The organism is Pseudohaemophilus parahaemolyticus, assembly GCF_938021905.1.
Taxonomy (GTDB): Bacteria; Pseudomonadota; Gammaproteobacteria; order Enterobacterales; family Pasteurellaceae; genus Haemophilus_A; species Haemophilus_A parahaemolyticus_B.
Map to the genome: position 1 here is coordinate 1 of NZ_CALIFA010000043.1, position 11,569 is coordinate 11,569.

The 11,569-nt window shown below is 43.4% G+C and carries 19 protein-coding genes; 18 read left to right on the forward strand and 1 reads right to left on the reverse strand.

Annotation, left to right across the window (positions count from 1 at the left end):
* Positions 1-121: 121 nt before the first annotated feature.
* The gene (locus QMF79_RS03985) at positions 122-355 is read right to left on the reverse strand and encodes a DNA-binding protein (RefSeq protein WP_032827590.1); all 234 of its coding nucleotides are present in this window, start codon (positions 353-355) and stop codon (positions 122-124) included.
* 64 nt (positions 356-419) lie between these two features.
* Here QMF79_RS03985 and QMF79_RS03990 point away from each other — a divergent pair, with 64 nt between their 5' ends.
* The 18 genes from QMF79_RS03990 (at position 420) to QMF79_RS04075 (ending at position 11,516) form a co-directional block, all read left to right on the forward strand.
* Positions 420-704, forward strand: coding sequence for a hypothetical protein (locus QMF79_RS03990; RefSeq protein ID WP_005661862.1), 285 nt, complete (start codon positions 420-422; stop codon positions 702-704).
* A gap of 193 nt (positions 705-897) precedes the next feature.
* The gene (locus QMF79_RS03995; protein WP_005661864.1) at positions 898-1,263 is read left to right on the forward strand and encodes a helix-turn-helix domain-containing protein; all 366 of its coding nucleotides are present in this window, start codon (positions 898-900) and stop codon (positions 1,261-1,263) included.
* 29 nt (positions 1,264-1,292) lie between these two features.
* Positions 1,293-2,156, forward strand: coding sequence for a hypothetical protein (locus tag QMF79_RS04000; protein ID WP_005661866.1), 864 nt, complete (start codon positions 1,293-1,295; stop codon positions 2,154-2,156).
* A gap of 10 nt (positions 2,157-2,166) precedes the next feature.
* Positions 2,167-2,388, forward strand: coding sequence for an excalibur calcium-binding domain-containing protein (locus tag QMF79_RS04005; protein ID WP_005661868.1), 222 nt, complete (start codon positions 2,167-2,169; stop codon positions 2,386-2,388).
* Between the two features lie 21 nt (positions 2,389-2,409).
* Positions 2,410-3,462, forward strand: a complete 1,053-nt coding sequence (locus tag QMF79_RS04010) for a hypothetical protein (RefSeq protein ID WP_005661870.1) — start codon at positions 2,410-2,412, stop codon at positions 3,460-3,462.
* 84 nt (positions 3,463-3,546) lie between these two features.
* The gene (locus tag QMF79_RS04015) at positions 3,547-4,095 is read left to right on the forward strand and encodes an N-acetylmuramoyl-L-alanine amidase (RefSeq protein WP_048950802.1); all 549 of its coding nucleotides are present in this window, start codon (positions 3,547-3,549) and stop codon (positions 4,093-4,095) included.
* A 3-nt stretch (positions 4,096-4,098) separates the two neighbouring features.
* Positions 4,099-4,239, forward strand: a complete 141-nt coding sequence (locus QMF79_RS04020; RefSeq protein ID WP_162836964.1) for a hypothetical protein — start codon at positions 4,099-4,101, stop codon at positions 4,237-4,239.
* A 1-nt stretch (position 4,240) separates the two neighbouring features.
* A complete protein-coding gene (locus tag QMF79_RS04025; protein WP_005661702.1) occupies positions 4,241-4,597 on the forward strand; it encodes a hypothetical protein in 357 nt (118 codons plus the stop codon).
* Positions 4,581-4,808 carry a DUF2644 domain-containing protein gene (locus QMF79_RS04030; protein WP_005661700.1) on the forward strand — a complete coding sequence of 76 codons (228 nt, stop codon included), beginning with the start codon at positions 4,581-4,583 and terminating at the stop codon, positions 4,806-4,808. The genes QMF79_RS04025 and QMF79_RS04030 overlap by 17 nt, the downstream gene beginning before the upstream one ends.
* Complete coding sequence (locus tag QMF79_RS04035) at positions 4,805-5,062, forward strand: DUF2681 domain-containing protein (protein ID WP_005661698.1); 258 nt, start codon at positions 4,805-4,807, stop codon at positions 5,060-5,062. The genes QMF79_RS04030 and QMF79_RS04035 overlap by 4 nt, the downstream gene beginning before the upstream one ends.
* A gap of 116 nt (positions 5,063-5,178) precedes the next feature.
* Positions 5,179-5,487, forward strand: coding sequence for a hypothetical protein (locus tag QMF79_RS04040; protein WP_005661694.1), 309 nt, complete (start codon positions 5,179-5,181; stop codon positions 5,485-5,487).
* On the forward strand, positions 5,484-5,786 hold the full coding sequence (locus tag QMF79_RS04045) for a hypothetical protein (protein ID WP_005661693.1): 303 nt from the start codon (positions 5,484-5,486) through the stop codon (positions 5,784-5,786). Before QMF79_RS04040 ends, QMF79_RS04045 begins: the two co-directional genes overlap by 4 nt.
* A gap of 9 nt (positions 5,787-5,795) precedes the next feature.
* Positions 5,796-6,338, forward strand: a complete 543-nt coding sequence (locus QMF79_RS04050) for a DUF3486 family protein (protein WP_005661691.1) — start codon at positions 5,796-5,798, stop codon at positions 6,336-6,338.
* Positions 6,338-7,834: a terminase large subunit domain-containing protein gene (locus tag QMF79_RS04055; protein WP_005661689.1), complete on the forward strand. Its 1,497-nt coding sequence runs from the start codon at positions 6,338-6,340 to the stop codon at positions 7,832-7,834. Before QMF79_RS04050 ends, QMF79_RS04055 begins: the two co-directional genes overlap by 1 nt.
* Positions 7,835-7,931: 97 nt before the next feature.
* Complete coding sequence (locus QMF79_RS04060; RefSeq protein WP_046067736.1) at positions 7,932-9,389, forward strand: DUF935 domain-containing protein; 1,458 nt, start codon at positions 7,932-7,934, stop codon at positions 9,387-9,389.
* A gap of 13 nt (positions 9,390-9,402) precedes the next feature.
* Entirely contained in the window at positions 9,403-10,671 is a 1,269-nt protein-coding gene (locus tag QMF79_RS04065; protein WP_005661681.1) for a phage minor head protein, read from the forward strand.
* A gap of 129 nt (positions 10,672-10,800) precedes the next feature.
* The gene (locus QMF79_RS04070) at positions 10,801-11,052 is read left to right on the forward strand and encodes a Gp49 family protein (protein WP_005661678.1); all 252 of its coding nucleotides are present in this window, start codon (positions 10,801-10,803) and stop codon (positions 11,050-11,052) included.
* Between the two features lie 2 nt (positions 11,053-11,054).
* The gene (locus tag QMF79_RS04075) at positions 11,055-11,516 is read left to right on the forward strand and encodes a phage virion morphogenesis protein (RefSeq protein ID WP_005661675.1); all 462 of its coding nucleotides are present in this window, start codon (positions 11,055-11,057) and stop codon (positions 11,514-11,516) included.
* Positions 11,517-11,569: the final 53 nt, after the last annotated feature.

An 11,569-nucleotide genomic window follows, 5' to 3' on the forward strand; every position in this document is an offset into this window, starting at 1 on the left:
TGAGTAGGTAACTCATTAGTCTGTTTAACAGTTTCATCTTGTTCTCCTATTGTTTTCTAAAATAAAGAGCGGTTAGATTTTTCGCTGTTTTTTCCAAATTGTTAAAGAGCAGGTTGCGTGATTAAGCCGCCGCTTTGTGGTCTGGGTTAGGCTTTAAACCCAACAACACCGCTGTTTTATGGGCTTCGCCCCAAGTGCCTTTCAGCTGTCCGCGAAGTAAATCGGAAATCGCTTGCTGATCCACACCAAAGTGCCTTGCCCATTCGCTACGGTTAATCCCGTGCAGTAAGAAATAAGCCCTTGCACTCTCTAGCGTTTGCGGATACGGCAAGGGGTGAAATACCTTGTTTGTCATTTCTTCTCCGTGTTGTTTTGTGGTAAATTATGGCAATCAATTTTTATTTGCTAAGGAACAAAAAATGGAAAATCAGATTGCCGAATTAAAAAACGAAATTGAACAATTAAGAACCGAGCAAGAAGAACTCACACTTCTTTTATCTACTCAATCTCTCTTACTAAATACTGTTGCTTCTGCCGCATTAGGCAGTAAGGAAAAACAAGCTGTGAGCCAAGTTATTCGAGAGATGTTGGATACCCACGCCGTTTTCGCTGTTCAAGGACGCGTGCCAGAAGTTGTTCAAAATCGTCTAAAGACGTTTGCAGATTTAATGGCTCGCCAGGCGGGCGAGCAATCTCCCGAATAACCTTCGCCACCTGTGGCTTTTTCAAAAAATAAATCAATAAACGGCTGAACATAAACACCTCCTTCTTTCTGTTGCTTTATGGTTCGTTTGTTGTTGATGTGGCAAAATATAGCGGAATAATTCCGAAATAACAAGTGAAATTTCCGAAAAATCTAAATTATTTTCGGATCATTTCCGATAAAAGGCTAAAAATATGACTATTGGGGCAAGAATTAAGCAATTACAGAAAGAATTAGGTTATTCAAGTGCAGAAAAATTTGCAGAGGCTTTAGAAAAAACGACCGCTTCACGCTTAAGTGATGTTATTAGAGGTAAGCAAAAACTGCCTGATGACTTGATGTTTGAACTAATCACCAAGTTTAATGTGAATGCAAATTGGATTATTGCTGGAATAGGAGATATTTTTATCGGAAAAATTCCGAATAATGAACTTTCACCCTCAGAACAAACCCTGCTCGAAGACTACCGAGAAAGCAACGAGCAAGGCAAAGAAGCCATAGAGAAAACCGCAAGTGCTTTGGCGGCGACGGCGGCACTTACGGCTTGTAAAGTAGCGTAGAGTTTTTTACCAACCATAAGGAAACCATTATGATCAATTTTATTCCACTCATCTTATTTGTTGTGTTTTGGTATGCAGTTGCAAAACATTTCAAAGCCAAGGGCAAAGGAGCGTTCATTCGCCACATTACAGGCTTTTTAGTCGGAGCTTTAGGATTGATAGTCAGTGCTATTATCATCGCTCCAAAGCCTGATGCAACAGCAACAACTGAAACAAAAACAGAGGTTGTAGCCTCAAAAGAAACTGTTAAAGAGGAGCAAAAAACAGTAACTGAAGTGGTAAAAGATGAGCCAAAAGCAGAAGAACCAGCTAAAACAGAAGAGCCTAAAAAGCAAGAGCCTGTCGTAGCTGAAATACCAAAAGCAGCAGAGCAACCCGCAGAAGAAAAAGCAACAGAAACGGCTAAAGAAGAAGCAGAAGAAGAGCCGGCTCACGATATTGGTATGAATCTCTCTCAATTTTCTCAAATTGTAAATACAAACTTTAAAGAAATGAGTTCACCATTCAAAATGCCTAAAAAGCCAAAATTTGAGAAAAATGATAACTATGATCTAATGAGTTACTCTTTTTCAAATAATTTTGCTATGAATATCACTTTGCAAAAGAAAACGCATAATATCATCAGTGTTGTAACAATCATTACACCATCTCAAAACACTACAGATAACCTTGTGATGCTATTCTCAAATTCAGCGTTATTATCTGCTGCCGAAGGTAAAGGTGGAATGAAAACAGCAGGAAAGAAATTTATTCAAACACAAACCGCACTTTCGGAACAATTCACCACTGAGCAAAAAAGTGTATCAGACAGCTTCATTTATAACGGCAAGAAATATGAAGTCGGCTTCATCAATGGTGTAGGTATTATGTCATCTGTTGGCTCTGCCGAGTAAGGAAGTATAGATGAAAAAATCCCTCAAATATGCCGCTTTTGCCTTATTAGGCGTGGCGGCTGCCGTATTTGCTAAAGAACAATTCCAATGCGAAGGCAAACGCACCTGTAAAGATATGGATAGCTGCGAAGAAGCCCGTTTCTACCTTACCCAATGCGGCGTAAGTAGCCTAGACCGCGACAAAGACGGCGTACCTTGTGAAAGTATTTGTGGTGGGAAGATAAAGAAATAATTGAGGAACTGAGGAATTAAGATGACAACTGAACAACAAAACGATAAATTAGACATCGTTATCCGTAACGAACAAGATGCTTACGATTTTCTGAAAAAACTTTCAGATGATGAGCTTCCCGAATTAGATAATCTAAATATTCAATTTATCGATTGGCCCGTAATACAAATGAAAGTTGTTGGTGAACGTTATCATTCAACAATCACTCCACCGATAATGAAGGCATTTTTAAAACTTCAAGAAGGGATATATAGAGCGTATGCTATTGCAGTATATGGTGAACCAAAGCGTTTATCTGAAGCAGAAAAGAAACAACTAGAGCTTGTGATTAAGGTTGCCGAAGGTTGCTCTGAATTTGGTGACGGCGGTAGTATAAATTGGACTGAACTTTTTAAAGCACTTATAGCGAAAATGCCAAGTAAATATTTGTTAATAGGAATAATGACATTTCTTGTTCTTTATTTTGGTGAAGGATTCTACCAAGATTATTTGGGAGATCTTAAGCATCAAAGAGAACTCTCTGCGACAAAAGAAACAGAAAAAGCACTAATACAGGCAATATCTATTCAAACTGAATTAACCAAAGAAACACTTGAAGCCAATAAAGAAATAGTGAATAAGGTACTTGATCGACACCCAACATTAGAAGCTATAAAAATACATTCTCAAGAAACACAGAATGAATTTTTGCGTAGTGCGTCTGATGCCGATAAGGTACAACTTCAAGGTGTATCACTAACAGGTGCGCAAGCTAAAGTATTAGCTTCAAAACCAAGAGAAATTCAACCTGAGTTTAAAGATGTTCGTTTAGATGGAATGTATAGAATAATTACTGTTCACACCGAACTAAAAACCGGATTTAAGGTAAAAATTAGGAATGAAACAACTGGAAATGAACTAACAGCGGAAGTACAAGACGATACCTTTGAAAATCAATACAAGCAAGCAATTCAGAACGGTACTTTTGAGAAACGTCCTGTAGAATTAACCATTAATGCTAAGCAGAAAGTCAAAGATGGCTTAATTAGTGATGCAGTAATTATTAAAGCGGTATTACATCAAAAGCAAAAATAATTATCTAAACCAGTTTAAAATCAGTTCCCACCTATATTCAGTACACTCCAGTTATCAAGTAATCCTTTATAACTGGAGTTTTTTATGCACACCTCACCCATCACCAAAATCGTGATCCACTGCTCAGCCACTCAAAACGGCAAGCAACTTCGCACCTCTACCCAAACCGCTGCTCAACGCATTGATGACTGGCACAAACAGCGTGGCTTTCAGCGTTTAGCTGGCAGTTACAAGCAATTCAATCCGCACTTACAACATATCGGCTACCACTTCGTGATTGATACCGACGGTACAGTTGAAACTGGTCGTAAAGAGGGCGAAACAGGCACACACGTCAAAGGACATAATTTAAACAGCCTTGGCATCTGCTTAGTCGGCGGTATTACCAAAGACAAACGCAATCACGGCGAATATACGGAAGCCCAATGGAAAGCTCTGCACCACTTGCTTCGCCAATTAGAAGCCAAATATCCCAGTGCTCGCATTTGTGGACATCGTGATCTAAGCCCCGACCTCAACGGCGACGGCACAATCAGCCCAAACGAATGGATTAAAGACTGCCCGTGCTTTGATGTGTGGAGCTGGCTGGATAGCGAAGAGGTCGTGAATGTTGAGCATTTATTTAAGGGATAAACGATGAGTGCATCAATACGTTTTCCAAATCATCAGAAGCAATTTACACGAGGTTGGCGAATGAGTAGCAACGCCAAACGAAATCGCAAAATCAACGGTGGCACAACCGCTGCTACTGCCTTTTACTTACGCTGGAGTTACTAAAATGAAACGAGAAATTCGCGGAATTACCTTTTTCTCTTTGGTATGGGAAATCATTATTTTCGGTGGTTTTATTTCTGCCAATGAATTAGGCATTAAAAACCTTGTACAAGCCTATGAATGGTTCTTTTACTTTATGACCGCACTTGCGATATTGGCAATATTCTTTGGCTCTTCAAAGCCGAGATTCCAATACACCAAAGCTAAGTATCATTGGGAAATGATCACAAATACTTTGCTTGGCATTATGTTGGCATATTACGGCTACTTTGTTTGTGCAAGTATCCTGACTTTCTTTGGCTATGCTTCAGCCCAACAAAACTATTTCAACAAGGAAAAAGAAAATGAAAAAACTGAGTGAGTTGATTACCAACGACAACGGTCGCCTTTCCACCACTGCCTTTATTCAATTTTTTGGGGCGTTATTGATGGCTGGCATTTTGATTTATGCCGTGTGGTTAGACCGAGCCTATGTAGGAGAACTCTTTAACACCTTCGCCCTATTTTGCGGTGGTGGCGTGGCGACCAAAGGTTTTGCTAATGCGTTAAATAATCGGGGGCAAGAAGAATGATAGCTTACTTAATTTTAGGTGGGGTTGCGGTAGTTTTGGTCAGCGGTGCGATTGCCTGTTACAAAATTCGCAAAGCTCAACAGGAAATCGACCGCTTGTTTAAGCAAAACGAGCAACTGCAACAGGAAAAGACAGTGGCTCAAACCCAAGTCAAACATTTTGAAGTGAGAAAGAAAAATGAAGAAAACACTCGTGGCTCTCGCCGTGATGATGTCATTAACCGCTTGCAACAGTCGGGCGATCTCCGTGATTAACCCCAGCTGTTCGGGCTTTGGCATAATCAAAGCCAGTCGCCAAGATACCACCGAAACGCTCCGTCAAATTGCGGTGCATAACGCGACCTATCGGGAAATCTGCAAGGAGACGAACAATGACCATTAACGTGGAATTTTGGCACTTGGTCGGGTTGTTGTTGTCGTTTCTTGGTTGCTGTTTTGGCTTTGCCAAGATTTTAGTATCGCAGTTTCAAAACAGTTTGAGTGAACGCCACCAAAACCAGCTCAAAGTAAACGACAAAGTGGAAGAATTGGAAAAGCAATTCAACCAAATGCAGTCGAGTCTGCCGCTCGTTTATGTCCTGCGTGATGACTACATTCGCGGACAAACAGTGTTGGAAGCCAAAATGGATGCCCTACACAAAACCTTAAGTGATTTATACAAAATGGAGAGTGCAAAATGATGGAAAAAGCCCGCCGAGAAGGTATGCGTTGGCACTTGCTCAATACTTTACACAAAGCGATGCCATACACCACCAGCGAACAATTTTTGCGTGATGTGATGGCAGGCATTTACCCAAATGTCACGCCGCACGAAATCCGCCAGCAGTTGGAATACCTTTCCGACCGCAAACTGGTGGAACTGACCAAACAACCGCACGGCGTGTGGTTTGCCGATATTAACCGCTTGGGCGTGGATATTGTGGAATACACCATCGACTGCCAAGCAGGAATTGCACGCCCTGAAAAGTATTGGGCATAGGGGGAAATCATGGCACCTCGCTCAAGTATTGAAAAACTGCCTGAAGATGTCCGCCGTTGGCTGGAGCGTGCCTTAACCGAGAATGGCTTTTCCGGCTATGTCGAACTGGAAAACCTACTGCGTGAAAAAGGCTACCAAATCAGCAAGTCGGCAATTCATCGCTATGGGCAAAAAATTGAACGCCGCTTTAAGGCAATCAAAGATAGTACCGAAGCCGCACGTATTATCGCTGAAGGCGCAGAAGATAAGGAAGATAAACGCAGTGAAGCCTTGATGGGGATGTTGCAGTCGTCTTTATTTGATGCCTTGGTCGATATTGAAGAAGCCAAAGATGATGAGATGACCCCGATGGAGAAATTCCAAGCCCTAAGTTTTGCAGGCAAAAATGTGGCATCACTCATTCAAGCAAGTACTAAGCTCAAAGTCTATCAAGCCGATGTAAGAAAACGAGCAGAGCTTGCTGCTGAAGAAACGGAAAAAATTGTTATTCAGGCGGGCTTATCAGCCGAAACTGCCGACAAAATCAAACAGCAAATTTTAGGTATTGCATAGTGAAAGATCTCATTCCCTTTGACCCAAACGAGCTACTGTTGGGCTATCAAAAACGTTGGATAGCAGATAAATCCCAGCTCAAAATTGCCGAAAAATCTCGTCGAACAGGTTTGACGTGGGCAGAAGCTGCTGATGATGCTTTGATTGCCAGCCTTGCTAAAAAAGATGGTGGCTCTGATGTGTTCTACATTGGGTCAAACAAGGAAATGGCACGTGAATTTATTGACGCGGTGGCAATGTGGGCAAGGGCGTTTAACTATGCAGCAGGCGAAATTCAAGAAGAAGTGTTGCAAGATGAAGATAAGGACATTCTGACCTATGTAATCTATTTTGCATCAGGCTTCAAAGTAAAAGCCCTTTCCAGCAACCCGAAAAACTTACGTGGTATGCAAGGCGTGGTGGTTATTGATGAAGCAGCCTTTCACGAATACCTTGCGGAAGTATTAAAAGCCGCTCTTGCTCTCACTATGTGGGGTGCAAAAGTGCGGTTGATTTCTACCCACAACGGTGCGGACAACCTTTTCAATGAGCTGATTTTAGATAGTCGGGTAGGCAGAAAACGCTACTCAGTGCATACGATTACCCTTGATGATGCCTGTGCTGAAGGGTTATACCAACGTATTTGCCAAGTCAGCAAGCAAGAATGGACAGCCGAAAAAGAAGCAGAATGGAAAGAAAACCTACTCAATGACACGGCAACCAAAGAAGATGCGGAAGAAGAATACTATTGCGTGCCGAAAAACGGCACAGGCTTATGGCTCTCACGAGCGTTGATTGAACGCCAAATGAACGAAAACACGCCCGTAATCCGAATGACGGCAAAAGATGGCTTTAGCCTTGTACCTGAGCCGACACGCTATCAGGAAATGCTGGATTGGTGCGAAACCACGCTTCAGCCGATTTTGCAAACCTTAGATGAAACGCAATTACATTTTTTAGGCGAAGACTTTGCTCGCAGTGGCGATATGACGTCCTTTGTGGTGTTAGCACAACAGCAAAACTTAACCAAAAGCGTTCGATTGATTGTGGAGCTGGGCAATATGCCTTACAAGCAACAAGAACAAATTGTGCTGTTTATTCTCAAGCATTTGCCACGCTTTGCCGGTGCAGCTTTTGATGCACGTGGGAATGGGGGCTATTTAGCTGAAGCTGCTCGTGATGCCTTCGGCTCATTGGTGGATTGCGTGCAGTTATCGGAAAAATGGTATCGCGAACACACCGCCCCATTTAAAGCCGCGCTCGAAGATGGCGAACTCGACAGCATTCCAAAAGATGCCGATATTCTTGCCGATTTGCGTTCATTCCAAGTGGTGAAAGGCGTGCCACGCATTCCCGATAAACGAACCAAAAGTGCAGACGGCAAAAACAAACGCCACGGCGACACCGCAATTTCTTTATTGCTTGCTCATTATGCTAGCCGTCAGTTGGTGCAGTTGCCTGTGAAAGCCCACAGTCGCAAACCAAGAGCCAGCCGAAAATTAACGCAAGGATATTAACCATGATCGCATTTGTAACTTTAACCATTTCTGCCGCTGTTGGTGGGTATTTTTATTGCTTGCCGCCTTTGTGGATTATGAAAAATAAGGAAAGCCAATGACACCAAAAAAACAAGACCTAATCCGCGTCATCGCCAGCCGTGCCAACGCCATTGACTATTGGTCGTTTATGCACTACCTGCCGAACCCTGATCCTGTGCTGAAAAAAATGGGCAAGGATATTTCGGCTTACCGTGAAATCCTATCCGACAGCCACGTTGGGGGCTGTGTTCGCCGTAGAAAAGCAGCCATTAAAGGGCTTGAGTGGCGTATCACGCCCACAGGCAATGAAAAAACGGACGAGATTTTGACCGCACTTTTCGACCGCTTGCCGATGAGCCAAATCATCAGTGAAATACTTGATGCCACGTTGTTTGGTTATCAGGCGTTGGAAGTGATGTGGGAAAGCGAGAACGGCTTACTGTTGCCAACGGCAATCGTAGGCAAAACGCAAGAGTGGTTCGTCTTCGATGAAGAAAACCAGCTTAAACTTCGTACCAAAGAGAACATCAACGGCGAAGAACTGCCGCCTTATCGAATGTTGCTTGCCACACAAAATGCGACCTACATCAACCCGTATGGCTTGGGCGATCTCTCGCTCTGCTTCTGGGCGGCAACGTTTAAGAAAGGAGGCTTTAAATTCTGGTTGGAATTTATGGAAAAATATGGCAGCCCGTGGCTGGTCGGTAAACACCCACGCCAAGCCCAAATTCACGAAATTGATGAACTTTTGGATAGTATGGAAAAGATGTTGGGAACCGCCGTAGCTGCCATTCCTGAAGATAGTTCCATTGATTTAAAAGAAAGTGCAAGCAAAGGGGCAAGCTCACAAGTATTCGATGATTTCTTACGTTACTGCAAATCAGAAATCGCCATTGCGTTACTCGGTCAAAACCAAACCACTGAAGCGGAAGCTAACCGAGCCTCTGCCACCGCAGGGCTAGAAGTGACGCGTGATATTCGCAACGATGACGCCAGCCTTGTGGAAGGCGTGTTCAATCAGTTGCTGGCGTGGATTTGTGAACTCAATTTCAGCGTGGACACCTTGCCAACCTTCGAGCTATTCGAACAAGAAAGCATTGACAAACTGCAGGCGGAACGTGACAAGATTTTGACTGAAATCGGCGTGAGCTTTACCGAGCAATATATCCACCGCACTTATGGTTTTGAAGACGGTGACATCATTATGCAAGCGGTCGAAAAAGCGGAAAAATCTGCCAACACTGCCGACTTTGCCGAACCTATCCCGAAAAGCGTGATTGAGACCATCGGCGAACAGTTAGAAGTAGAGGGCGAAGCCCACGTTGAACATTGGCTGCAAAGCATTCGCAACCAATTAGGGCAAGCCGAAAGCCTTGAGGATTTCCGCAATCAGCTGGATAGCCTTATTCCTGAATTAAGTTTTGCGGAATATGGCGAACTGCTGGCGTGGGGTTCAACCGCTGCCCAATTTGCAGGGCGACAATCTGTAGAAGATGAGCGTGCAAAGTCCCCCTCTTTAGTAAAGAGTGGCTAGGGGAGATTTACCAATGAAATTCACCTTTGAAAATCAAGTCAAATACTTTGAGAAAAAGCTCAACCTACCGACCAACAGCTACCTTGACGTATTAGGCGAAGAACACGACTACTTTTTTATGGTCGCAGGAGCAAATCGTAATGAAGTGCTGCTTGCCTTTCGCGAAGCGGTGGACGAAGCCATCAACAACGGCGAAACACTGGAAGGCTTCCGCAAGCGTTTTGATGAGGTTGTCGCTCGCACAGGCTGGGATTACAAAGGCGGCAGAAACTGGCGTAGCCGTATTATCTACGACACCAACGTTTACGCTGCCTACAATCGCGGTCGTTTGCAACAGCATTTAGATTTGGCTGATGTGATGCCTTATTGGGAATATCATCACCACGATAATAGCCACCCACGCCAAGAGCATATTGACTTAGACGGCACAATTTTGCCGGCCAGCGATCCATTTTGGCGTTATTACTACCCCATTAAAGCCTATGGCTGCCACTGCACCGTTATTGCTCACGATGAAGATGACCTCAAGGAAATGGGCAGAACCGTCAGCCCATCGCCTGAAATCGAATGGCAGGAAAAACTAGTCGGCACACGTTCCGGCAATCCACGAATGGTACGCGTGCCGAAAGGTTATGATGTAGGATTTCAACCGCATAATTTTGACCGCTTGACTGCAGGGCGAAATGCGGACGTGGATCAGCTGTTATTCAATAAGTTCGTCAATGCCGAGCCAAAACTTGCCAGCCTACTGATTGAAAACGTGTTACAAAATCCGCGTTCCGTGATGATGTTAAACGGCGCGATGAAGTCGATGGTAGATACCGTTGCCACCGAAAAAATGGCACGTGGACAAATGAAAAACGTGGGCATAATCCCAGCCAAAGTGATTGATAAATTGACCGCACTTGAAAAAGCTCCGCAATCTGCCGTGATTGCCGTGCGTGATGAAGATGTATTGCACGCCCTGCGTGATACCAAGCAAGCCAAAGGCATTAACTTGCCGATTGAGTTTTGGGAACAGTTGCCAGAGAAGTTGAGAAATCCAAAGGCGATAGTATTAGAACGTGATCAAAAGTTACCAACATTGCTTTTCATTTATGAAACTGAACAAGGAAAAGTCGCAGTAAAAATGGATTATGAAGTAAAAATCAAAGATGAATTAAGCAAGAAAAAATTAGCACACAAAGTCAATTTAGTTCGTACTGCAAGCGTAATTAAAGGCGAATTGGATTGGTTAAATTTGAAGAATAGTTTTGATTTGCTATGGGGAAGTTTGGACTAATCCGCAGGTTTGCCTGATTCGAACAGGATAATACGGGCGACAAACCAATCGTAACCTTTCCAGTAGGAAACCCCCTGCGGTAACTTAACTATACCCCCAACTTATTTTTTAATCAATAGGAGAATAAATATGACTGAACGTGTTACCCAAGAACATTTGGAATCTATTATTACCGATAAAAAATTCCACCGCTTAACTGAAACCCTCACCATCTGTGTTTTAACCTTACGCAATGGGTTCACCGTAACAGGCGAGTCTGCTTGCGTTTCACCAGCAACCTATAACCAAGAAATTGGTGAACGTATTGCCTTTGAAAATGCCTTCAATAAATTATGGCAACTTGAAGGCTATGTATTGAAAAATAAACTCGCTGGCTTTTAGTTATGATTAAAATCAGCCTTAACGACACGCAAGCGGTGGAAAAACTCCACCGTATTGCAAGCCAACTCAAACAACCCCGCAAGCTCTACGGTGTGCTGGGCGAAACCTTGAAAAAAATCCACGCGGAACGGTTTAAGCAGGAAGTTGATCCTGAAGGCAATAACTGGCAGTCGCTTTCGCCAAAAACCTTGGCACGCAAGCAGAAGAAAGGTAAGTCCACTAAGATTTTGCGACAGGACGGCTATTTGTCGGATAAAACCGCCTACAACTACAACGACAAAAATGTCGAGTTTGGTTCTGACGCTAAATATGCCCGCTTGCACCAATTCGGTGGCAAGGCGGGGCGTGGGGGGAAAGTCACCATTCCTAAACGTCCGTGGTTAGGCGTAAGCGAACAAGACGAGCAAAAACTCTTGCGAAAAGCCACCGCACTTTTGCAACGCCAAATCGACCAAAATCTGTAATATCGTTCAATTTTCAAAAATAAGCCCTAAAACGCCCATTGTGGCGTTTTATT